This is a genomic window from Nitrosomonadales bacterium (genome assembly GCA_016716325.1).
Taxonomy (GTDB): Bacteria; Pseudomonadota; Gammaproteobacteria; order Burkholderiales; family Gallionellaceae; genus Gallionella.
The window spans coordinates 1-22,981 of record JADJWO010000006.1 but is presented as its reverse complement, the minus strand read 5'-3'; the positions used below and the strand labels follow the sequence as shown (position 1 = coordinate 22,981).

Annotated in this window: 16 protein-coding genes and 5 pseudogenes; 13 read left to right on the top strand and 8 right to left on the bottom strand. The window is 58.5% G+C overall.

Annotated elements, in window-relative coordinates:
• From IPM27_12150 to IPM27_12125, 6 genes and pseudogenes are all read left to right on the top strand, one after another.
• A pseudogene (locus IPM27_12150) lies at positions 1-1,384 on the top strand (restriction endonuclease subunit R).
• 18 nt (positions 1,385-1,402) lie between these two features.
• Positions 1,403-3,880 carry an N-6 DNA methylase gene (locus tag IPM27_12145; GenBank protein MBK9162251.1) on the top strand — a complete coding sequence of 826 codons (2,478 nt, stop codon included), beginning with the start codon at positions 1,403-1,405 and terminating at the stop codon, positions 3,878-3,880.
• Positions 3,877-5,151, top strand: a complete 1,275-nt coding sequence (locus IPM27_12140; GenBank protein ID MBK9162250.1) for an AAA family ATPase — start codon at positions 3,877-3,879, stop codon at positions 5,149-5,151. The genes IPM27_12145 and IPM27_12140 overlap by 4 nt, the downstream gene beginning before the upstream one ends.
• Positions 5,148-5,786, top strand: a complete 639-nt coding sequence (locus IPM27_12135; protein ID MBK9162249.1) for a hypothetical protein — start codon at positions 5,148-5,150, stop codon at positions 5,784-5,786. The genes IPM27_12140 and IPM27_12135 overlap by 4 nt, the downstream gene beginning before the upstream one ends.
• Before the next feature lie 119 nt (positions 5,787-5,905).
• Positions 5,906-7,087, top strand: a complete 1,182-nt coding sequence (locus tag IPM27_12130) for an AAA family ATPase (protein MBK9162248.1) — start codon at positions 5,906-5,908, stop codon at positions 7,085-7,087.
• An 8-nt stretch (positions 7,088-7,095) separates the two neighbouring features.
• A complete protein-coding gene (locus IPM27_12125; GenBank protein ID MBK9162247.1) occupies positions 7,096-7,593 on the top strand; it encodes a hypothetical protein in 498 nt (165 codons plus the stop codon).
• Positions 7,594-7,607: 14 nt separating this feature from the next.
• Here IPM27_12125 and IPM27_12120 read toward each other — a convergent pair.
• From IPM27_12120 to IPM27_12110, 3 genes and pseudogenes are all read right to left on the bottom strand, one after another.
• Positions 7,608-8,986: pseudogene (locus IPM27_12120) on the bottom strand (phosphomannomutase/phosphoglucomutase).
• Positions 8,920-10,019 (bottom strand): annotated as a pseudogene (gene waaF / locus IPM27_12115) (lipopolysaccharide heptosyltransferase II). The pseudogenes IPM27_12120 and waaF overlap by 67 nt, the downstream one beginning before the upstream one ends.
• Positions 10,020-10,176: 157 nt before the next feature.
• A complete protein-coding gene (locus IPM27_12110) occupies positions 10,177-11,307 on the bottom strand; it encodes a branched-chain amino acid transaminase (protein MBK9162246.1) in 1,131 nt (376 codons plus the stop codon).
• Between the two features lie 191 nt (positions 11,308-11,498).
• On the opposite strand from IPM27_12110, the pseudogene IPM27_12105 reads away from it, so the two are divergent.
• A pseudogene (locus IPM27_12105) lies at positions 11,499-12,788 on the top strand (adenylate/guanylate cyclase domain-containing protein).
• Here IPM27_12105 and glnE read toward each other — a convergent pair.
• Positions 12,770-15,497, bottom strand: a pseudogene (gene glnE / locus IPM27_12100) (bifunctional [glutamate--ammonia ligase]-adenylyl-L-tyrosine phosphorylase/[glutamate--ammonia-ligase] adenylyltransferase). The pseudogenes IPM27_12105 and glnE sit on opposite strands and share 19 nt — an antisense overlap.
• Before the next feature lie 568 nt (positions 15,498-16,065).
• Here glnE and IPM27_12095 point away from each other — a divergent pair.
• The 3 genes from IPM27_12095 (at position 16,066) to IPM27_12085 (ending at position 16,911) form a co-directional block, all read left to right on the top strand.
• On the top strand, positions 16,066-16,311 hold the full coding sequence (locus IPM27_12095; protein ID MBK9162245.1) for a hypothetical protein: 246 nt from the start codon (positions 16,066-16,068) through the stop codon (positions 16,309-16,311).
• Between the two features lie 88 nt (positions 16,312-16,399).
• Complete coding sequence (locus tag IPM27_12090) at positions 16,400-16,639, top strand: hypothetical protein (protein ID MBK9162244.1); 240 nt, start codon at positions 16,400-16,402, stop codon at positions 16,637-16,639.
• Between the two features lie 53 nt (positions 16,640-16,692).
• On the top strand, positions 16,693-16,911 hold the full coding sequence (locus IPM27_12085; protein ID MBK9162243.1) for a hypothetical protein: 219 nt from the start codon (positions 16,693-16,695) through the stop codon (positions 16,909-16,911).
• Positions 16,912-17,426: 515 nt separating this feature from the next.
• Here IPM27_12085 and IPM27_12080 read toward each other — a convergent pair.
• From IPM27_12080 to IPM27_12070, 3 genes are all read right to left on the bottom strand, one after another.
• Positions 17,427-17,615, bottom strand: coding sequence for a hypothetical protein (locus IPM27_12080; GenBank protein MBK9162242.1), 189 nt, complete (start codon positions 17,613-17,615; stop codon positions 17,427-17,429).
• A 734-nt stretch (positions 17,616-18,349) separates the two neighbouring features.
• Positions 18,350-18,784: a hypothetical protein gene (locus IPM27_12075; protein MBK9162241.1), complete on the bottom strand. Its 435-nt coding sequence runs from the start codon at positions 18,782-18,784 to the stop codon at positions 18,350-18,352.
• A 773-nt stretch (positions 18,785-19,557) separates the two neighbouring features.
• Positions 19,558-19,818 (bottom strand): hypothetical protein, encoded by a 261-nt coding sequence (locus tag IPM27_12070; GenBank protein MBK9162240.1) that lies wholly within the window; start codon positions 19,816-19,818, stop codon positions 19,558-19,560.
• A gap of 28 nt (positions 19,819-19,846) precedes the next feature.
• Between IPM27_12070 and IPM27_12065 the strand changes: the two genes are divergently transcribed.
• The 3 genes from IPM27_12065 to IPM27_12055 all read left to right on the top strand — a co-directional run bounded on the left by IPM27_12065 (position 19,847) and on the right by IPM27_12055 (position 22,011).
• Entirely contained in the window at positions 19,847-20,182 is a 336-nt protein-coding gene (locus tag IPM27_12065; GenBank protein MBK9162239.1) for a hypothetical protein, read from the top strand.
• 598 nt (positions 20,183-20,780) lie between these two features.
• Positions 20,781-20,951 carry a hypothetical protein gene (locus IPM27_12060; protein MBK9162238.1) on the top strand — a complete coding sequence of 57 codons (171 nt, stop codon included), beginning with the start codon at positions 20,781-20,783 and terminating at the stop codon, positions 20,949-20,951.
• 799 nt (positions 20,952-21,750) lie between these two features.
• Positions 21,751-22,011: a hypothetical protein gene (locus tag IPM27_12055; protein MBK9162237.1), complete on the top strand. Its 261-nt coding sequence runs from the start codon at positions 21,751-21,753 to the stop codon at positions 22,009-22,011.
• Here the strand turns inward: IPM27_12055 and IPM27_12050 are convergent.
• The gene (locus IPM27_12050; GenBank protein ID MBK9162236.1) at positions 22,008-22,328 is read right to left on the bottom strand and encodes a cyclic nucleotide-binding domain-containing protein; all 321 of its coding nucleotides are present in this window, start codon (positions 22,326-22,328) and stop codon (positions 22,008-22,010) included. The two genes, IPM27_12055 and IPM27_12050, sit on opposite strands and share 4 nt — an antisense overlap.
• Between the last annotated feature and the right edge of the window lie 653 nt (positions 22,329-22,981).

Genomic DNA, 22,981 nt, shown 5'->3' with positions numbered 1-22,981 from the left:
GGCGTGCGCGATGGCTTCCTGATTAACCCCGTTGTGGTGGATGCACGCACCGACATCACGACACAGTTGTTATCCGACAAGGGGTACGCTGTCGCCGCACCTAACGCAGAGGGGGAGGCCGCTGAGGAAACTTTTTTCCAGAAAGACTTTGAGAAGAAATTCTTCTCCGATGCGACCAACCGCTTGCTCTGCGAGACATTCCTGAAGAATGGATTACGCGACCCGATCAGCCATGAGTTCGGCAAATCCATCGTGTTTGCCGTGAGCCAAAATCACGCGGCTAAACTGGTGCAGCTACTCAACGAACTTGCTAATGCGCTATATCCCGGAAAATACCAGTCCGATTTCGCCGTGCAAGTGACCTCGCAGATTCCCGATGCCCAGCAGTTCACCATTAACTTCACCAACAACAATCTGCTTGGCTCAACCAACTTTATCGACAGCTACAAAACCAGCAAGGCGCGAATCTGTGTCACCGTGGGCATGATGACCACCGGCTATGACTGCCCCGACATTCTCAACCTTGGGCTAATGCGCCCGATCTTCTCGCCCTCCGAGTTTGTGCAGATCAAAGGACGTGGCACACGCAAGCACAATTTCCTTGAACAGCTTTTTGATAAAACGCTGAAAGAGCAAATTGGCAAGCAGGACAAGGTGCATTACAAACTGTTCGATTTCTTCGCCAACTGCGAATACTTCGAGGAGGAGTTTGATTACGACGAAGTGCTGAAACTGCCTCGCCCCGGTGAAGGCGGGGATAGCCCGCAGCCTCCGCCCCCTCCGCCGCTGGATCAATACGAACATCTGGGCGGTGACACAATCAAATTGCTTGCCGAGCAGACGATAGGCGCGCAAGGCATGAAGATAGACCGCATGTTCTTTGAAGGTTTCGAGAACAAGCGTCAAAGCCGATCCCGTATTGCAGCAGCAAGTCGAAAACGAGCAATGGGATCAGGCGATTGATTACGTCACCAAAAATCTGTTCGACAAACCCTCCGAGTTCTACAACTTGGACAAACTCCGCCGTGCGGCAGGTGTAGATCGTCGCCTTACCTTGCGCGAGATTCTGGAAAAGGTGTTTGGATTGATTCCTTACTTCAAAGCGAAAGATGAATTGCTTGAAGACGAATTCCAGAAGTTCCTGCTCGATGCCTCAACGGAAGACATTGAGGCTCATGCGGACAAAATCGTTGCCCTGAAATACTTCTTCAAGGCGTATGCAACCGATAGCCGCTTGCGTGACATTATCGACAATAAACGCCTTACCGAGCTGAACGTAAATTCCAGCTTCGGCATGGCCGACTTCAAAGCCGTGCCGTCAGACTGGCGCGACAAAATACCCGAATACGTAAAAGACTACGTGTCCTTAAATCAATTCATGTAACAGAAAGCAACAGCCAGAATGCTTGATGCAGAAACCAAACGCCGTATCGACTCTTGCCGCGACATTCTTGTTGGCAAAGTGCCCGATCCGAAATCCCAAGTAGAGCAGATCACCATCGCGCTGATTTACAAATTCATGGATGACATGGATGCGGAGGCGGAAGAGTTGGGCGGATCGCGCAGTTTCTTTACCGGCGACTATGCAAAATATGGCTGGGCCAAGCTGATGCGTTCCGGCTTGGGCGGACATGAAACCCTCAACCTTTACGCCGAAGCCATCGCCAAAATGCCGGAGAATCCCGGCATCCCCGCGCTGTTTCGCGACATCTTCAAAAATGCCTATCTGCCATATCGCGACCCGGAAACGCTGCGCAGTTTCTTGAAGGAGATCGACGTATTCAGTTACGACCATTCGGAAAAGCTGGGTGACGCATTTGAATATCTTCTCTCCGTGTTGGGTAGCCAGGGCGATGCCGGCCAGTTCCGCACCCCGCGCCACATCATCGACTTCATGGTTGAATTGATGAACCCGCAGAAGAGTGAAAGCCTACTCGATCCCGCGTGTGGCACGGCAGGCTTTTTGATTTCGGCATGGAAGCACATCCTCAAATCAAACACCAAGGTGCGCACAGACGACCAACTCACGCCCGACGAACGTACTAATCTCGCCGCCAACATCCACGGCTACGACATCTCACCGGACATGGTGCGCCTGTCACTGGTGAATTTATATCTGCACGGCTTTAGCGACCCGCACGTCGTGGAATACGACACGCTCACCTCGGAAGAAAAGTGGAATGAAACGGCAGATGTGATTCTCGCCAATCCGCCGTTTATGTCACCGAAAGGCGGCATCAAACCGCACAAACGTTTCTCGATTCAGGCCGCGCGTTCCGAAGTGCTGTTTGTCGATTACATCGCCGAACACCTCAGTCCCAATGGTCGCGCCGCGATTGTGGTGCCGGAAGGCATCATCTTCCAGAGCCAGACCGCCTATAAATCGCTGCGCAAGTTACTGGTAGAAAAGTATCTCGTCGCTGTCATTTCCTTGCCTGCTGGCGTATTCAATCCCTATTCCGGCGTGAAGACCTCTATCCTGATACTCGACAAACGGCTGGCGAAAACGAGCGACAGTCTTGCATTTTTGAAGGTGGAGAATGACGGCTTCGGACTGGGTGCGCAACGACGCGCCTTCGACAAAAACGACCTGCCACAAGTCAAAGCTGAACTTGATGCTTACCTGCAAGCGTTGCGCAGCCAGCAACCCACCGCCGAACTTCAGCTCACTCGCGGGCTGATCGTGTCTAAGGAGAAAGTCGCCGCGAATGGGGACTACAACCTAAGCGGCGAGCGGTACGGGGACGGAGCTGTTCAATCCACTCACTTTCCTTGGATGGCTGTTGGCTCGCTTGTTGAGACAATCACGCCACCATCCAAGATTCAGAAAACTGCTTTCGGAGTCGCTGGACGATTTCCAATAATCGATCAGTCGCAGGACGCTATCGCGGGTTGGACCGACGATGAATCCACTCTGGTTCATCCCACCAAACCACTGGTGATTTTTGGCGACCACACCTGTGCAGTTAAGCTCATTGAAATGCCCTTTGCTCAAGGGGCGGATGGCATCAAGATTCTACAAACCATAGACACACTCAATCCTCGATTCCTGTTTCATGTTCTCCGCGCCAGACCTTTGGCGAGCGTCGGCTATCAACGGCACTACTCGAAACTCAAAGAACACCAAATTCCTCTGCCGCCGCTGGAAGTGCAGAAGGAGATCGTGGCGGAAATCGAGGGCTATCAGAAAGTCATTGACGGTGCCCGCGCCGTCCTCGACCACTACCGCCCCCATATTCCCATCCACCCTGACTGGCCGATTTCTACTTTTGGAGATGCTCCTTTTCAGATTATCGACGGTGACAGAGGAGCGAACTACCCGAGTAAAGAAGACTTTTCTCCTGGGGGGCATTGTCTCTTCCTTAACACGAAAAACGTTCGCTCAGACGGCTTCAAGTTCGATGAACTGGAGTTTATCAGTGAGGAGAAAGACAACGCCTTGCGGAAAGGGAAGCTTGAGCGCGGTGACGTGTTGCTTACAACACGAGGTACCATCGGGAATACAGCTCTCTATGATGACTCGGTGGAGTTTGATCACATACGCATCAACTCCGGCATGCTCATTTTCAGGCCAGATACGACAAAGCTTTTAAGCAGCTATCTTTTCCATTTCTTTCAGTCAGAAACCTTTCGAGTGCAAAGAGAAGCAATCGTCTCAGGCGCTGCTCAGCCGCAGCTCCCGATTCGAAATTTAAACGAAGCAAAAATCCCCATCCCAGCCCTCGCTACGCAGCAAGCCATCGTCGCCGAGATCGAAGCTGAGCAAACCTTGGTCAATGCCAACAAGCAACTGATCGCTCGATTTGAGGCTAAAATAAAAACCACTATCAATCGCGTGTGGGGTGAAGGCACCTCAGCACCTCTCGGAGAAACTGCATGATTCGGCAATTGGAAGTCAAAGGTCTGCGCGCCTTGCGCTATGTCTCGGTCGATTTCGATCCGTTTCTGGTGATGGTGGGGCCGAATGCTTGCGGCAAAAGCACGCTGTTTGATGCCTTGCTTCTGGTGCGGGACATCCTTTCCAGCGGACTGGATGCAGCGGTATTCGGTAATGCACGTATGAATATTGCACCGCGTGCGGTTGACCCTCTGGATTTGACTTGGCTGCGGCAAGGGGGCGGTGTTGAAATCGCCGTGACTTTGGAATTGCCTAGTGAAATTGTTGAGAAGCTTGGACAAAATTATCGTTACGCACGTTATGAGTTGGGGATTCATACCGACGGTCGCTTGGGCTTTGACTATGAAACCTTGTGGCTGTGTAAGGAAATCAAGCCGCAAGCGACTCATCAGCAGACGCTATTTCCGTGCCCGGAAGGCGCCCCGGATCACATTGTTCAACCGCAAAACAAAAACAGTCCGACGGGTTGGCGCAAAGTGGTCAATAAAGTCGTTGAAAGTGGGAACGATTATTTCCGTTCAGAAACGTCGGAATGGAATAACTTATTCCGCCTTGGCCCTACCAAAAGCGCACTCGCCAACCTGCCGGAAGATGAACAGAAGTTCCCGGCTGCAACGTGGGCAAAGCGGGTGTTGATGGAGGGTATCCACCGCTTGATGCTCAATGCGGAAAAAATGCGTATGCCTTCACCGGCAGGCTCTCCGTCTGATTTCCTGCCGGACGGCTCGAACCTGCCGTGGGTGGTACATGCACTCGAAAAAGAAGGCTATAAAAAAGTTAAGGCGGACTGGGTGGCACATTTGGCGACGACGCTAGATGATCTGGAAGATGTGCTGACTTGCGAGAAGCCTGAAGATCGCTCGCGTTATATCCAGTTGAAATACAAGAGCGGCTTGGTCGCCCCTTCATGGGTACTTTCCGACGGAACGTTGCGATTACTCGCCCTGACGTTGCTGGCTTACGCACCGACGACGCCGAGCGTGGTGCTGATCGAAGAACCCGAAAATGGCATTCATCCCAAGGCGATGGAGACTGTGATGCAGTCGTTGTCCTCTGTTTATGATGCGCAGGTGTTGTGCGCCACACATTCCCCTGTTGTGCTCAGCCTGCTACGGTCAAAGCAAATACTCTGCTTTGGCAAGACAGATGAGGGGGCTGTGGATATTGTGCGCGGCAGCGATCATCCTCGCTTGCGTGTATGGCAATCTGCGCTGAATCTCGGTGAGCTATTCGCGACCGGAGTACTGGGATGAGGGATTGTCTATTTCTGGTGGCGGACAAGAATATGGAGGGAATGCTCAAGGGCTTTTTCTCACGAGACGCATTCCATCATGCAGTGGGATGCGGGCATTTTGACTTCGATATTCGTCAGGATTTGCTGGTCGCCCACGGACAGAATGACCCGGGGCTTTACACCCGTGCAAATGAATTCTTGCAGCCTTATGCCAGCACTCACCGATATGCAGTCGTCATTGTCGATGCCGAATGGGATGGCTCGCCGGGCGCGGAGGCTATTTCGCAACGCCTAAACGAACATCTTTCCAATGCGGGCTGGGCAGTCGATTGCGGATGTTCAGTAGTCATCTCCCCGGAATTGGAAAACTGGCTATGGCAGGATAGCCCCCACGTTTGCACGGCCTTAGGTTTTGAAGGTGGATTCGCCACGCTTCGCATCGCACTGGAAAATCAAGGGTTCTGGAAGCAGAACGAGGCAAAGCCAAATCGTCCCAAAGAAGCTGCCGAATGGGTGCTCCGCCAATCCAAAAAGGGGAGGTCGTCCGCCATCTATCAGCAATTGGCACAGCGGGTAACTGCGCGAGGATGCACCGACACAGCGTTTCATACACTGAGAAACTCGCTTCTCCGATGGTTTCCGCCTGCAGAATAAACCTCACTAGGTAATGTATTGCTTTGGTGAGCTATATATTTCTTGCTCGCCAATTTATTTCATGCTAATTTTCGTTTTCAACAAAAAACTGTTGAAAAGTTAAAATAAAGGTGAATAAATTGCTGCATAGCTATGCGTTCTCAAACTTCCAGTCGTTCCGCGAGCGTGTTGAAGTCGATCTGACTATCAGCCGTAAGGTCTCCATGACTGAATGGATGCACGAGGTGCCGACGGGCGAGCGTGTTTCCAAGCTCATGGCGGTGATTGGCCCGAACGGTAGCGGCAAAACGGCATTGCTGAAACCGATGGCGTTCATTGCTTGGTTCGTTTCGCAGTCATTCCAAAGTCCGCACGATGGTGGTATCCCCGTTGCTCCGCATGCGGCAGCAACCAAGGAGCCAACAGAGTTGGAATGCACGTTGGATTTCGATGGCAAGCTGTGGCGCTATGTGTTGCGCTGCACGCCACAGCGAGTGCTACATGAGGCGCTTTATCAGAAGCGCGAGCGCTTCAGCTACGTCTTTATCCGTGACTGGGATGCAGCGGCCAATGCTTATGTGATTAAGCAACAGGACTTCGGCTTGGCAGCTCAGGAAGCGCGCAAGGTGCGCCCGAATGTTTCGCTCATCGCATGGGCGGCGCAATTTGGCGTGCCGCTGGCAGTGCGCATGACAACGCCTTATGTGAATACCAATGTGAATGTGTATGGCCGTGTGCCGATGGGTAGCCAAGATGTGCAAGTGGCGGCACAGCATTTCTCAGTTCATCCAGAGCAGCGCAGTCGGATGGAGCAATTGCTGTCCTCTTGGGACTTGGGTTTGTCTGGTGTTGAGTTGCAAGAGCTGTCGCTGAACAACCCGCAGGAGCCGACTCAAAAGGTGTGGGTGCCATTTGGTGTGCACAAGAATAAAGCGGGCGAATTCAAGTTGCGATTCGCACTCGAATCCAGTGGCACGCAAGGTGCATTCGTGCTGTTGTCGCGCTTGCTGGAAACCTTGGAAATAGGCGGCTTGGCTGTCATTGATGAATTTGAAAACGATCTGCACCCGCACATGCTGGAACCGATCCTCGATCTGTTTGCCAATCCCTCAACCAACCCGCACCAAGCGCAACTGTTGTTCACTTGCCATGCGGTCGAAGTGTTGAACCTCGTTCACAAGTCACAGGTGATGTTGGTGCAGAAAAGTGAGGAGTGCGAAAGCTCAGCCAGCAGGATGGATGCGGTAGAGGGTATTCGCAACGACGATAACTATTACGCCAAATACATGGCGGGCGCATACGGCGCTGTGCCCGTTTTCTGATAGTGCCCATGAAACACTGGAAAGTACATCGGACATTGTTACTCGTTGGAGAGGGGCGCCATGAAGAGGCGTTTCTCAAACACGTTAAGCATTTGTACGTGCCGCGAGAAGGCAATTTGATAGTTAAAATTAAGCAAGCTGGTGGCAAAGGTGCGTTGCATGTCGTTGACTGGACGGCTCGCCAAATAGCCAATGCCGACTACGATGTGGTCGCAGCGCTGCTGGATACCGACACCGACTGGAATGCTAAGACTGAAAAGCTGGCGCGGACGAAGAAGATTCAAGTCCTGAAATCCGAGCCATGCTTTGAGGCAATGATGTTGCGGCTAATTGGGAAACCTGCAACGGGTGATGCGGCAACACTTAAAAAGCAGTTCGCGCCCCATGTGAATAATGACGCAACCCTGCACGGCAACTATGCGCTGAATTATGGCGCTGAATGTTTGCAGGCTGGCCGAGGCAAAGAGCTAACGATTGATGCGTTGCTCAAGCTACTCGGACACTGATCGTTCCCGGATCGCTAGAACGGCAGCTGCAATGCCGGTGCGGCCGCCAGCAGGATGCGGCGGAAACTTTCCTGTATCCGTTCCAGCGCGGCGACATCGTCCGCCTCGAAGCGCAGCACGATCACCGGCGTGGTGTTCGACGGGCGCATCAGCCCGAAGCCGTCCGGATATTCCACGCGCAGGCCGTCTATCGTGATGACGTCGAGCGCGCCGTCGAAATGCGCTTCCTTCTGCAGTCGTGCGATCAGCGCATGGTTTTCGCCTTCTGCGGTACGGACGTGCAGTTCCGGCGTGCAGACCGCATCCGGCAACGCGTTCAGCGCGGCACTCGGGTTGCCCAGCTTACCAGTATCTCCAGCAGTCGCGCGCCCGCATACAGGCCGTCGTCGAAACCGTACCAGCGCTCCTTGAAGAACATGTGGCCACTCATCTCGCTTAGCCAGCAGCGCGCCAGGTCTCGCGCATCCTGGCCTTCACCAGCGAATGGCCGGTCTTCCATAGCATCGGTTTGCCGCCGTGCCTGCGTATCCAGTCGAACAGGTTGCGCGTGGACTTGATGTCGAAAATAATCTCGGCACCCGGGTGGCGGTCCAGTACGTCGGCGGCGAACAGCATCAACTGGCGATCCGGATAAATGATCTTTCCGTCCTTGGTGACCACGCCGAGGCGGTCGCCGTCGCCGTCGAAAGCCAGCCCAAGTTCGCTGCCGTTATCCGCCAGCGCGGTGATCAGGTCTTCAAGATTGTGCGGATCGGACGGGTCCGGATGGTGGTTGGGGAAATTTCCGTCCACTTCGCAGAACAGTTCGGTCACCTCGCAACCGAGACCGCGATACAGTTTGGCGGCGAAATCGCCTGCCACGCCGTTGCCGCAATCCACGGTGATGCTCATCGGGCGGGCCAGTTTGATGTCGCCAACGATGCGCGCGAGATATTCCGGCGCGATGTCGTATTGTGCGTAGCTGCCCGTGCCATGTGTGAGATCGTTCTGTTCGATGCGCTGGCGCAGCGCCTGTATCGTCTCGCCGGACAAGGTCTCGCCGGCGAGTACCATCTTCAGGCCATTGTAATCGGGCGGGTTGTGGCTGCTTATGATCATCACCGCACAGTTGGTGTTGAGCTGGAAGGCGGCGAAATAGGTCATCGGCGTGGCGACCATGCCGACATCGATGACGTCGATGCCGCTGTTCCGGGATGCCGCGCGCCAGCGCCCGCGCGAAGGCGGGGCCGGACAGGCGTCCGTCATAGCCGATGGCGATGCCACGCTGGCCGCGCGCCACGGCTTCGGAGCCGATGGCATGGCCGATCCGTTCGACGATATCGTCAGTCAGTGATTTGCCGACGATACCGCGGATGTCATAGGCCTTGAAAATCTCCTTGGGGATGTCACGCATCGTGTCGCTCCATTGCTGGATCGAGACTGGGATCGATCCGGCGCAACTTTTCCCAAGCCAGTCCGGGGGAGTTTCATCATGCAATCGAAATGCCCGAGCGGGCATTCGCGCTTGAAGCAGGGGCTGCACTCAATATCGAGCTTGAGGATATGCGCTTTCGCGGACAGCGGCGGGTGAACTGCGGGCTGCTGGAGCCGAACAGCGCCAGCATCGGGCGATCCAGCGCGGCCGCCAGGTGCATCAGGCCGGAATCGTTGCTGATGACCAGGCGTGCGCAGGACAGCAGGGCGATGGCCTCGCCGATATCCGTTCTCCCGCACAGATTGGCGCACGAGCCGCCCGCGAGCTGGTCGATCTCTTCGGCGACCGGACGATCCTTGCCGGAACCGATCAGCCACACCGTATAACCGTGCTGTTGCAGATGTTGCGCGGTCTCGGCGAAATAAGCCTCCGGCCAGCGTTTCGCCGGGCCATATTCGGCGCCGGGACAGAACGCTGCGACGGGTTTGTCCAGCGTCAGGCCCAGCTTTTCCAGAACGGCATCGCGCTGCGCCACCGGGATGGTCAGAGCCGGATCGGGAATGGGGCGCCGGACCGGCGTGCCGGGCGCCTCGGCGAGTTGCGCGAAGCGTTCCACCATCAGCGGCAGCGCGATCCTGTCCAGCTTGCGCAGGTCGTTGAGCAGCCCGTAGCGGGCTTCGCCGACGAAACCGGTGCGTAACGGGATGTGCGCAAAGAACGGGACGAGGGCCGATTTCAGCGAGTTGGGCAGCACGATGGCCTGGTCGTAGCGCGCTGTACGCAATCGCCTGCCGAGCCGGTAGCGCTCGCCGAGGTGCAATGCGCCATGCGGGAAAGGGTTGATGATGACTTCATGCACTTCCGGCATGGCGCGCAACAGGGCGGCGGTCCAGGGCGGGGACAGCACGTCGATGAGGCAGTCCGGATGGCGTTGCCTGAGACGCAGCAACATCGGCTGTACCAGCATGGCATCGCCTACCCAGCTGGGGCCGATGATGAGGATTCTGCGCATTATGGGGCAGGCATCAAGACCTTTGCACAATGTGGCGAGCGCAGGTCGGGCAAGGAGAAAAGAGGCGGGAAGTCGGAATGTATGCGGTTATACATGAGGGTTTGGAACCACTTTTCGACGAAGTATCACCAAGCGCAGTAGATGTGCAAAGGACTTTTCAATGATGTCCCTTGGGTAGTTCGCCCTTGAAACGATACAGCGTACCGCAATACGGACAACGCGCTTCGCCGCCGTGCTTGAGCGGGAGCGTCACTTTCGGGTGCGCGCTCCACAGGTGTGTGTCCGGCATCGGGCAGCTGAGCGGCAGGTCTTTCGCGGTCACTTCGATATAACGCTGGGTGATGTCTTGTTTGTTCACGTGGTTCCCCTTAAACGTAGTCCAGCCATCCGGCATGTTGCGGATGTTTCCTGCCACACAATCAAAGAACGCCTGTTGCAGTTTCGTCGTGACCGGGCCGCGCGAACCGCAGCCGATGATCCGGTGGTCGAGTTCGCGGATCGGCGTGACCTCTGCGGCCGTCCCGGTGAAGAATGCTTCGTCAGCGCAATAGACCTCGTCGCGCGTGATGCGCTTCTCGATGATCTCGATGCCCATTTCCCCGGCCAGCGTGAAGATGGAGTCGCGCGTGATGCCTTCCAGGCAGGAGGTCAGGTCGGGCGTGTACAGCTTGCCCTTCTTGACGATGAAGATGTTCTCGCCCGCGCCTTCGGCCACATACCCGTCCACGTCCAGCAACAGTGCTTCGTCGTAGTTGTCGTTGGCGACTTCTTGGTGCGCGAGGATTGAATTGGCGTAGGTCGTCACCGACTTGGCGCGGCACATGTTCACGTTGACATGATGGCGGGTGAAGCTGGAGGTCTTGATGCGGATGCCTTTCTGCATGCCTTCGTCGCCCAGATAGGCGCCCCACGGCCAGGCCGCGATCGCGACATGGGTGGACAGCGTCGTGGCGGCGATGCCCATCGCCTCGGAACCGTAGAAAACGATCGGGCGGATGTAGCAGGATTCCAGTTTGTTCGCGCGCACTACTTCGCGATGGGCCTCCATGATGGTCGCCTTGTCGTACGGCATCTTCATCTGGAAGATATAGGCCGAATTGAACAGGCGGTCGGTATGTTCCTGCAGGCGGAAGATCGCCGTTCCGTTTGCCGCCTTGTAGGCGCGCAGGCCTTCGAAGACGCCCATGCCGTAATGCAGCGTGTGAGTCAGCACATGGGTCGTTGCGTCGCGCCAGGGCACGAGCTTGCCGTCATACCAGATGAAACCGTCGCGGTCGGACATCGACATAAATGGGATTCCTTTGTTTGGGTGAGTCGGTTACAGGGCAACGATTCTAGCTTTTTCCGGCGGGTTTATGAAGCGGCAACATCAAATTTCGGTTTCGATTTGATGTGTTTCCCCGGACGTTAAATCGGGTATCATGACAACGGCAGTCAATCAAACCCAAGGTTGGGCAAAAACAGGGGCCGGGTACGCGGATGACGAATTTTCCAGGAATCATTCCGGAAATCACCGAGGAAACGACGGACACGCAAGAAGAGAAATTGCGCAAGAGTCTGTTGATCTTCGCCTGTGCCTTCATGAATCTGGCGGTGGTGCTGTGGCTGGCGATCTACTGGATGATGGGGCTGCACTATTCGGCCAACGTACCGGTCGGATACCAGATCATCTCGGTCGCTTCGCTACTCTACTACTTCAAGACCAAACGCTTCGAGACATTCCGTTTCATCCAGTTGAGCCTGTTCCTGTTCGCTCCGTTCGTCATGCAATGGAGCATCGGGAGTTCCGTGACCTCCAGCGGTGTGATGCTCTGGGCATTGCTGGCGCCGATCGGCGCGCTGGTCGTGTCGAGCTGGCGCGAGTCCATTCCCTGGTTCATCGCCTATATCGTGATGACGGTCGTGTCCGGCACGTTCGATTATTTCCTCGGGCAGGAAGTCGGGGCGTGCCGATGAAAACCATCGGCATATTCTTTGCGCTCAATTTCGCCGCGATGTCTTCCATCATCTATTTCCTGGTGCGCTATTTCGTCGTGGAGATGGACAGGATCAAGGATCAGCTCGACCAGCAGCACCAGTTGCTGGCCGAAGAACAGAAGAAATCGGAGCGGGTGTTGCTCAACGTGTTGCCGGACAGCATCGCGCAACGGCTGAAGCATAACCAGGATCTGATCGCCGACGGCCATGCCGACGTGACAGTGATGTTCGCCGACCTGGTGGATTTCACGCAGCTGACCGAATCGCTTTCGCCGGAGCAGATGGTGGCGTTGCTCAACAGGATATTTTCCGGGTTCGACGAGCTATGCGAAAAACATGGCGTCGAGAAGATCAAGACGATAGGCGATGCCTACATGGTGGTGGGCGGTCTGAGCCGTGAACGCGACAACTACACCTGCGACATCGCGAACCTGGCGCTGGAGATGCGCGAATCCATCAACAAGGATCCGCAATTCGCGAAATACAAGCTGGGCATCCATACTGGCATCGCCACCGGGCCGGTGGTGGCCGGGGTGATCGGCACCAAGCGTTTCATCTACGACCTGTGGGGCGACACAGTGAACATCGCCAGCCGGCTGACCGATGAAGCCGTGCGGGATGTGATCCAGGTGGATAAGACCACTTACAACCGCATCAGGCACGAATACGATTTTTGCGCCGCCCGCCATCATCCACGTCAAGGGCAAGGGCGAGATGATCATGTACCGCCTCAATTCGCTTGTCGATAGCAACGCCCAGGCGCCGCAAACGGGTCAGGGCGCTTCCGCCTGATCTCCGCCGAAAAGTTCCGTCCATAGCGCGCGGCAAGCCTGCGTGTCGATCCCGCCTTGCGCCATGCGGCAGGGCGCCGAACTGTCGTTGAGCCGCATGCGGTGCTGTGTCTGGCGCAGTACGCGATACAGCGTGCCGGTCCGTTCGGCGAGTCCGGCGGGGATCAGCCCGAGTTCGCCGGCCAGCCTGAGCAGCGCCAGGTTGCCGATGTTGCCGGTCAGTTGCGGATGCCGGTGGGCGTGCGCCAGCACCAGGTATTGCACCATGAACTCGATGTCGACCATGCCGCCGCTGTCATGCTTGATGTCGAACAGCGGCGTGTCGTTGGGATGGCCGTCATGCATCTTCCGGCGCATGGACAGTATCTCCTTGCGCAGTTCGCCCGGGTCGCGCGGCTGGCACAGCACACGGCGGCGGATGTCCTCAAAAGCCGTTCCTACTTGCGCGTCGCCGGCGCAGAAGCGTGCGCGCGTCAATGCCTGGTGTTCCCATACCCAGGCCTGACGCTCCTGATACTCGGCGAATGCCCCGATCGAACTGACCAGCAGGCCGCTCGCGCCGTTCGGGCGCAGACGCAGGTCGGTCTCGTACAGGCGGCCGGACGAGGTGTAGCTGCCCAGCATCGCATTGATGCGCTGTCCCAGTCGTGCATAGACCTCCTGCGCATCGGGATGGTCGTCGTCGTACAGGAAGATCAGGTCCAGGTCGGAGGCGTAGCCGAGCTCCTTGCCGCCCAGCTTGCCGTACGCAATGATGGCAAATCGCGCGTTGTCGCGATGCCGCTTGCGCGCAGTCGCCCAGCAGAGCGTCAGCACATGGCGCAGGATCAGGTCGGCCAGGTCGCTCAGGTGATCGCTGAGATTCTCCAGCGGCAGCAGATTCTGCAGGTCCATCGCCAGCAGGTGGAATATCTGCTCCTGCTGGACATGGCGCATCACGTCCAGCTGGCGTTCCGTGTCGGCGGCGCAATCGTCGAGACGGGTCTGCAGGTCGTGATCGATCTGCGACCATGATGGCGCCTGGTAGATCTCGCGTGCGCTCAGCAGTTCGTCGAGCAGTGCAGGGTGCTGCGTCAGGTATTCGCTTGCCCAGCGGCTTGCCGCAACCAGCGTGGCCAGGCGTTGCAGGGCCTGCGGGAATTCGGCGAGGAAGGCGAGGTAAACGGCTCGCCGGCTGACGGCTTCCAGCAGGCTCAGCAGCCTGGACAGGGTCGTGTCCGGGTCGGCGTGTTGCGCGCCCAGCGCGATGAACTGCGGGACCAGTTTGTCGACGCGCTGCCGGCTCAGGTCTGGCAGCTGGCGATAACGACTGCTGTTGCGCAGTTGCAACAGACGCTCCACGCTTGCCGCGTCATCTCGATATCCCAGGTTTTTCAGATATGCCGTCAATTCGTCGGCGGTGATGCCTTCGCGCCAGACCTGTGCATCGTCCTGCTCTTCGCGTTGCTGGCTGAAGACCTGTTCGAACTGCCGGGTGACGTGCGCACGATGCTGGTCGAGGTCGTGCAGCAGCGCGGTGAAATCGGCATAGCCCATGGCTTCCGCGACGATCTGCCGGTCTTCGTCTTTACCGGGAAGTTCCTGGGTCTGCTGGTCGTCCAGGTATTGCAACCGATGTTCCAGATTGCGCAAAAAGACGTAGGCTGCATCCAGGCCGGCAACCGCAGTCTCGGCAAGCTGCCCTTTCGCCGCCAGCAATTGCAGAACCTTGCGGGTGGGGCGGATTCGCAGGGCGGCATCCCGTCCGCCGCGTATCAGCTGGAATACCTGCGCGGTGAATTCGATCTCGCGTATGCCGCCCGGACCGAGCTTGATATTGTTCATGCGGTCGCGCCGCTGCACTTCCTGGCGGATCTGTGCATGCAGTTTGCGCATCGAATCGATCGCGCCGAAGTCAAGATATTTGCGGAATATGAACGGTCGCGCGAGTCGCTCCAGTTCCCCGGTTTTCGGATTTTCGGCTGGCGCGATGACGCGCGCCTTGATCCACGCGTAACGTTCCCATTCACGCCCCTGGCTGACCAGGTATTCTTCCAGCGCGGCAAAGCTCATCACCAGCGGACCGCTGTCGCCATAGGAGCCGCAGCCGCATGTCCACGCGGAACACATAGCCGTCGGCGGTAAGTTCATTAATGAGGCTGATCAGGCGGCGGCCGAAGCGGGTGAAGAATTCGTGGTTGCCCAGACTGCGCGGGCCGTCGGTCTCGCCGTCCTCGGCGTAGACGAAGATCAGGTCGATGTCGGACGAGACGTTCAGTTCGCCGCCGCCCAGCTTGCCCATGCCGATGATGAGCAATTCCTGGGGTTCGCGGTTCGTCGCGCACAAGGGGCTGCCGAATTGCTGTTGCAGCGACCGCATCAAACAGGTTTGCGCCTGTTGCACCGCGACTTCACGCCAGCGCGGTCATGGTCTGCATCACCTCGTTCAGGTCGGCAAGACCGTTCAGGTCGCGCAGGATCAGCTTGGTCATCGTCTGCTTGCGCAATCTGCGCAATGCGCGCGTCAGGTCGGCCTCGTCGTCCAGATCATGGCCGGATTGTCGCAACGAAGCCCATAGTTCGGCATGACCGGAAGGCGATGCGTGGTTTCCTGCAACCATTCCTTGATGGAGGTGTCGGACTCCAGCGCACGGCGAACATAACGGCTGCAGTGCAGCGTTTTCGACAGCAAGACCTCGAAGGTTGCGGATGGCATGTTTGATGTATTCATGGGGGGGCTTCAAGTTAGAATGCGAACTGGCTTCGATTACGTCCCTCGCACATATTCCCGGCGATTTTGCTCGTTCGATACAATGTTGAAATCCCTTCCTGTCCGATTGCTCTGGCACAGTCTGAACTGGCTGACGCGCCTGGTCATCGTCGTTTCCCGGCGACGATCGCCGTGATCGCGTGCGCCATCCCCCGTGCTGAGGTTACTGGGTGCTTTCGGTTATGTGACAGCACCATGACAGGATCCCAGATCCATGGCGATCGCGCTCGGAGCAACCCGGTCGGCATCGACCGGATAGAGGCGGACTGGCAGGGGGTCCCCATCCACGGCTCAGGTTTTCCAAAGTGACCATCCGGACGAGAGGGCAGCCCGCACTGGAATTGCCGCGCATCGACGGTAGCGTCGTGGTCGCTGCTCACTGCGGAACTCAGGCTGGCCATCCTGGAAATATCCAGGCCGGAGCTGTTGATCCGGCGGGATGCGCAAGACCGGATCTTCATCGGCGCATCGCCCTCAACAAGCAGGGCGGGACAGCGATCTGGCGAACTGGCTTCTCCACCAGTCGCACATGGCGGTAAGCGATGGGCTCATCGTCTGGGTGGACGGAGTGCGCCGAAGCTCCGCGCTGGTGCTACACCAGGGACCTGCGCTTCGCGAGAACTTCTTCGGCCATCATCAGTTTCGCTGTGCGCGCCTGCCGCCCGGCCGCGCTGTCCCGCCGCTGGATGTGCGCGGCGATTTCCATGGCGACAGTTTCGACGACCTCGGCGAATGGCGCGGGAGCCTTTTACACAACTCGACCATACCGACGTGACGGCACGGCGCGCCTGGCGAGACCTGCCGGACGAGTTCAGCAGCGGCGCGTTGCGTGCCGCCGGCTGGTTTGAGCCTGGAGGGCGCTGGTGACGCGGCTCACCGCCGACATGGATCTGCATGATGTGGTGACCCGGCAGTCGCGCGGACGTGCGAGTGAAATGACGGTGGACAACCCGCACGGCCGCGCGGCGTGGCAGGATGTGCCGGGCGGGCTGGAGGTCTCCACGCGGCATCTGGCGATGCGCCTAAAGAACGATTTTTGGCCTTGCCAACCCCACGGATTTTTATTTTCGCAGTGTGTCCCTGGAGAGGGCCGCGCGGCGTGAGGTGCGTTACGCCAACCGATTGCAACGGGGATCCCTGTCAGCCTGGCGGATTCGTGCCGCTGGAAAACAGTCTGCGCGCCCGGTTGGACGCTTATGCGCCGAGAGGCGAGGTGGACAACCTGGATGTGCAATGGCAGGGCTCGCTGGAAAAGATGGATGACTTCCGGATCAAGGGGCAGTTCGAGAACCTCGCGATGCGCCAATACGATGGAATGCCGGGATTCTCAGGGTTATCGCTGGATTGGACGGCAACGACCAGGGCGGCTCGATGAATATCCGCGCCCACGGTCTGCAGGTCGATGCACCCGGCAGCTGGTTAGTCGCTGTTCTTTAGCGCACTGAGCGGACAGGCAGGTTGGGAGCGCAGGCGTGGCGAGTGGTCGGTCTGTCAATAATGTCGCCATCGCCAACGATGATCCGGCGGGTAATCCAGGCAGTTACCGGACACAGGGGAGCGAGCAGGGGGCTAATCGACCTGACGATCAGCCTGACGCGCGCGCGATGTCCGCCAAGCTTACCGGTATACCCCGCTGGTCTTCGTGGACCAGAGGACAACGACTGCCTGAAAGGTGCGATCCAGGGTCGGGTCAGACCGATTTCCGCGTCCGCATCAAGGGTAACCTGGACGATTTCCCGCTGGATGGGACCAAAGGCGCAGCTCGGAGATCGGCGGGCACGCGCAGGCGTCACGCTGGAATTCGACAAGATTGGCCTGTCATCGAAAACATCTCGGCCCAATTCTGGATACGCGGCAATGCTCGGCGTGAAGGCGGTTCCGCGACTACGTTCAGGCGAACGGGTGCAACGTCAGCGCCGGGATGCCGGATCTGGCGAGCGAGGTGACGTGCTGCCGCTGGAGATCCGGGGCGAGGTGACGGGCGCGAGCGATGTCTTCCCGCAATACATCCAGCGCAGCCTGGTGCGCGGCTATCGACAGCTTTACCGATGCAGGCGGCATGCCGTCGGTGACGGGCATCTTCTCGATCTGTTCGTGCGTTTTCCGCTGCTGGGCGGCGGAACGGATACCGCCGCGGTGATAAGTGCGCTCGCGGGTCGATGCCGCGCAAAGTACGGCGGAGCAGGGCGTAAGCTTCGCAAAAAGTACCCGACCGCATGCCGTTACAGGTGTCGGGCACGTACCGCGGGCAGGATAACGATATCGACCTGGGCAAGGGCATCCCGTGCTTGCGCGACACGCGCGGAGAGCTTTCCTTCACCAGAGTCCGGGAGCAGGCAAAGGCGTATCCGCGAAGATACTCGGCGGGGATGCCAGCACGATATTGCAATCCGCCGAAGGCGGTGGCATGATGCCGTCGTCAAGGGACGCAGCGATCTCGACAAACCCCGCGCTACTGACCCTCATCCCCCGTTGCAATATCTGCGCGGTGGGCGCGGCGTGGGATGCGGATATCGCTGTGGTGAAGAGTTCCTGCGCAGCTCACCGTCAACTCCACGCTGGAGGGGGATCGGTTCCAGCCTGCCGCAACCTTTTTGCCAAGCGTGCTAACGAAGCCATGCGAGTGCATGTGGAAAAAGGTGAACGTCGCCGAAGGGCAGGATGTCATCCGTGCGCACCTGGCAAGCTGCTCAGCGTGCGTCTGGCGACGTGCGACGAAAACGGCGCGATGGCGGTCAAGCGGGGCGTGATCGATTTTCGGCGGGCAGGCAAGTGGACGGACAGGGATGGCGTGTGGCTGATCGGCAATCTGCTTATCCCGTCGATACAGGGCTGGAAGGGCTGGCGGGCGATGGCGAAAGTAATCTCTTGCCGCTTCCGATCGCCGGAGCGAAACCGTCCGCCGAGAACAAGTCGACATGGCACCACGGCAATTGCACACCATCTGCCGCAAGTTTCGGCGGCGGCTTCCCTTCAACACACCAGGAAACCGTCATCCAACAGCGGTGGGGAAGGGCAGCGTGCATCTGGACAATATAATGGCCGGGCGACGAACCATCGCCTCGATCCGCACCGTCGGCCAGGAGCAGCAAGGCTGCGCAGCAGCCCGCCCGCACCGTGCAGGACGGCACGACGAACGGCCAGTCTGCCTGCGCCAGCGTGGCGATCGAGAATCTGCAGATCAAGGGCAAGCAGATCGGCTCGCCTCGAAACTGGTCGGCCATCCGGAAGCGACAGAGCCGGCGCATGCCGCCTGCGCATCACCAATCCAGGCGGTCTGCTGATGGGCGACGGGATCTGGTATGGCAACGCGCCCACGATCGGGAGCGGCGATCCTGCGGCAGACTCCTTCCGGCAAGGATAGGGGCTGAAGCCCCCCAATCGGGCGACGGTATCAGCAAGGGTTTCGAGCCAGGTCAATCTGCAACTGGAGATCAGCGATGCCGGAAAGATCCTGACACGTTCCGTTACCCGAACACCGTCAAGGGCGGTAGCGGAAAGCTGGTAGCGAAACCTGCTGTGGTCTGGAACGCTTATTGAATTCAATTACGCCACCGGACGGCACGCCCAGCTTCGGATACTTGTTAGCGGAGCGGTTCTGAAGATGGAAACCGGGCATCGGAGTTTGCTCAGCATCCTGAGCTCCTGCAGGCATTGCCCAAGCGCATCACGCTGGATTTCACCGATGTGTTCAGTGACGGGTCTCATCACAGTTCGACAACATCAATGGCAATGCCAAGATCAAGCATGGCGTGATGGAGCCACGGAGATTTGCCATTTACGGTCGTCCGCCAAGGTGACCATGAAAGGCAAAAGTCGATCTGAACCGCGAAACACAGGATCTGCAGGTGCGTATCCTGCCGACGCTGGGTGACAGCGGATCGCTGCTCGGGGCGTCGCGGCCTACCTGGTGGCGGGGATCGGCGCACTCATCGTCAACAAGGTGCCGGGAGCCCCTGCTCGATAAGTTGGTGTTGCTTGAATACAATGTCACCTCAGACATGGAATGATCCGAGCGTGACTAAGGCAGGGCGCGCGCTCCGGCCAGACAGATGGAAAACCAGACCAGACAAACAGGAAAGTGAATCACGGCGAATGAAGTAACCCACCCAGCAACGCATTGTCGCGCAAGCTTCACGGCATTCAAAGTCGCCGCCATCCAGATGGCGTCCGGACCGAAATGTCTCAGCGCAACCTCAGCGAGGCGCGCCGCCTGATTGCGTGATGGCGGCGGAAAAAGGGGCGCGAAGCTGGTGGTGTTGCCGGGAATTTTCGCCATCATGGGGATGAGCGACTAGGACAAGGTCCAGGTGCGCGAGCAAAGCCCGGAGAGGAGCCAGATACAGTCATTCCTCGGCGAGATGAAAGCCGGCGCGCAAGCACAAGATCTGGCTGGTGGGCGGCTCGATCCTGGGCTGGCGGCGACCGACAAGGTGCTCAACACTTGTCTGGTGTACGACGATCAGGGCGCGCAAGTGGCGCGCTACGACAAGATCCACCTGTTCGACTTCGAACAGCACCGAACATATCGGAAGCGAATACCATCGAGCCGGGCGATCAGATCGTCGCCGTCGATTCCCCGTTCGGGCGTATCGGGTTGTCAATTGGCGCTGCGACCTTACGATTCTGAAGGCTGTCTGCGCTAGGGCGAGGAGCATCATTGTCGTGCCTTCCGCCCTTCACCGCGACTACCGGCAAGGCGCACTGGGAGGTGCTGTCCAGCCCTGCGCCGCCAGGATCTGGACGGCGCTGCATTGACGCCGCTGCGGAGCAGGCGGCATCATGAAGCGGTCGCCGACACATGGCACACCATGGTCGTCGACCCGTGGGGCGAGTGTTGGACCGTTTGCCGCGCGCGGTTCTGGCGGGTGATCGGCGACGTTTGCGCAACGATCCTTGCTAGTCACCTGCCTGCGTGCAAGCTCTAACTCCCCGCGTGATTGAACGGGTCGCGCCCCATGGCTGTCAGAGGCTCGGTTGCGCCCGGCTTCGGATCGTCCTGTTCGACCCCATACGAAGAGATACGGTCCATAGAGCAGCAACCGCCGCCGGTTGGTGAAAACCTGTTCCCTCGGAATGGCCGCATAACGCCCAGGTGTCGCAAGCTTCAGGGCGATGTTCGGGAACCTACCCTGATTCGACTGCCGGATCTGTACTTCCAGTACACCCGCGGTCTAGAGAGGTGGTCGCGGAAGAGGGCATCGTCGAATCAGGCAGCTTCACGATCGACCGGTCGGCGGTGCAATGTGCGGTCAGCAAGAGAAGACCGCTTTCGCCTATTCCGAGCGATATCAGGCTCAGTGTGCTTGCGATCAGCGCGCGCAAACCGCGCGGGCGATCGCGCGCCAGGGGCACGGCAAGGGGGTGTTGCTGCACCGCGAATCGCGGCGCGAAATCGAGCTTGCGTCGACCTGATCGCTCGGATCGGCCGACAAGGCTGCCGCTGCTCGGCACCGGCGAAAGCCACGCGCTCGGCTGCTCGATCCGAGCGTCGTGCAGGTGATGGCGCGCCGTGGGGAGAATACGAAGTGGTGATGGTGGCGCGCAGCGACGGGTTGATGGTCGCCGACATCCGTCCCGCTGGTGCGCCTGTCGGTCACTGGATCATCGCAAGCAACGGCCGCCGCGAACAGGCCTCCGCGGGCGGCGGTCGTTCCGCGATTACGCCCAGTTGCCGACGCGATCCTGCGAGACTACGCTCAGCGCGCCGTTCACCAGGCGGCACTGCGTTAATCAAATTGACCCCGCGTCCGGCGCCAACGGGCCTCCGATGACCGTCGTGCTCGCACCAGGCTATTGCGGTATTGCTGCACGAAGCGATCGGTCACGACTGGAAGGTGATTTCAATCCAAGGGGTAGTTCGGCGTTCTCAGGGCGCATCAGCAAGCGTAGTGGCGGCCCCGGCGTGACCGTGAGTCGACGACGGCACCCTGGCCGAAGCCGCGCGGGTCAATGCAGACGTCGATGACGGCAATCCGACCAACGCAACATGCTGATCTGAGGACGGCATCCTGAAAGCAATACTTGCAGGACTCACTCAACGCGACCTCGTGGGCGGGCCAGTACCACCGGCAACGACGCGGCGCTGAATCCTATCGCGCATCCCGATGCCGCGCATGACCAATACCTACATGCTCCATGGCGAGGATCCTGCGGAGATCATCGCATCGGTCAGGCACGGCCTCTTCTAGCGGTCAATTTCGGCGGCGGCCAGGTGGATATCACCAGCGGCAAGTTCGTGTTCTCCGCCGCCGAGGCCTACCTGATCGAAGACGGCATCACCGCCTCTCCGGAAGGCGCTACGCTTATCGGCAACGGGCCGGATGCGCTCACCCGCATCGCGATGATCGGCAACGACATGGCGCTCGACCCCGGTGTCGGCACCTGCGGCAAGGAAGGGCAGAGCGTCTCCGATGGGCGTGGGACAACCCACGGTGAAGCATCGACGGGCTGGATGGTGGGCGGCACCGCCTAGCGCGGGGCTGTTCTTGCTTCGTCGGCCGTGTTACTTGCCCGGCTTTGCGGCGCGCCCCGCCCTGGCTTTTCCTCCAGCCATTTTTTCAATTCCGGCTCCATCTCGGCGAGCGACATCACATCCCGTGGCGCAGCCGCAATAGCCGTGGTGGGGCGCACGGCCCGCACGCTGGCAGTGCGCACCTGGTCACCCAGCAGGGCCATCTTGCCGAAAAAGTCGCCGTCCTTCAGTTCCGCCAAGCTCGTTTCCGGCTGTCTTCGCCGACAGACGGCGACATGCCCAAGGCTGATCAGGTGGCGGCATCGCCCTCTTCTCACCTTTCGCCGATCACGATACTTTTCGCCATGAAGGTCATGGACTGTGCGTTGTGTTCGTCAGGCGCTGCAAACAGTTCGGCCGACAGGCCGCCCGGTAGCGGCATGGCACCGATCAGGTCGCCTTTCGGTAAACAGCTTGGGCAAGCCCCGGATAAGGGCGGATCCCAGCGACTCTGCCTCGATGTATTCCGTTCGATCAGCGCGTGAACGCCTTAAATCAGACTTCGCCAAGCTATATGCCTGCCGGATATATTTATCCGCCACATTCTGTGATGTTTCTACGCGCCGCGGATGAAACCGCCGGTAAATTCCTGGCATTCCTCGGCGACCAGATTGGCGCGCCGTTGTCGCCCCGGCAGCTTCTATCGCGATAAACAATTTCAATGACCGAGTTCCCGATATCGCGGTCATGGCTTCGCTTTCGCTGTCCGAAGGCATCGAGCACGGCGTGGCAGAGCAGAATGCCCGCGGCGTCCCGTTGCAGGCCAGTTGGAGAAACGCATGGTCCGGTAGCGCGACAGCAAGCCCGCCGCCCAGTCGAGTTCGCGGAGGCGTCCCGTTTACCGCGTTCTCGATCCTGACGAAATAACGGTTGTTCTTCGGTTGTTTCTGATGAGACCTTTTCCGGATTGGCGATCCAGCTTTCGCGGTCG

Excerpts from the sequence above, each read along its gene's own strand:
- IPM27_12145 (MBK9162251.1), top strand. The coding sequence starts at position 1,403 with ATGCTTGATGCAGAAACCAAACGCCGTATCGACTCTTGCCGCGACATT.
- IPM27_12140 (MBK9162250.1), top strand. The coding sequence starts at position 3,877 with ATGATTCGGCAATTGGAAGTCAAAGGTCTGCGCGCCTTGCGCTATGTC.
- IPM27_12135 (MBK9162249.1), top strand. The coding sequence starts at position 5,148 with ATGAGGGATTGTCTATTTCTGGTGGCGGACAAGAATATGGAGGGAATG.
- IPM27_12125 (MBK9162247.1), top strand. The coding sequence starts at position 7,096 with ATGAAACACTGGAAAGTACATCGGACATTGTTACTCGTTGGAGAGGGG.
- IPM27_12110 (MBK9162246.1), bottom strand. The coding sequence starts at position 11,307 with ATGTCGATGTCCGACCGCGACGGTTTCATCTGGTATGACGGCAAGCTC.
- IPM27_12095 (MBK9162245.1), top strand. The coding sequence starts at position 16,066 with ATGGCGGTAAGCGATGGGCTCATCGTCTGGGTGGACGGAGTGCGCCGA.
- IPM27_12080 (MBK9162242.1), bottom strand. The coding sequence starts at position 17,615 with ATGCCCGTCACCGACGGCATGCCGCCTGCATCGGTAAAGCTGTCGATA.
- IPM27_12075 (MBK9162241.1), bottom strand. The coding sequence starts at position 18,784 with ATGCGCCGGCTCTGTCGCTTCCGGATGGCCGACCAGTTTCGAGGCGAG.
- IPM27_12070 (MBK9162240.1), bottom strand. The coding sequence starts at position 19,818 with ATGATGGCGAAAATTCCCGGCAACACCACCAGCTTCGCGCCCCTTTTT.
- IPM27_12060 (MBK9162238.1), top strand. The coding sequence starts at position 20,781 with ATGTGCGGTCAGCAAGAGAAGACCGCTTTCGCCTATTCCGAGCGATAT.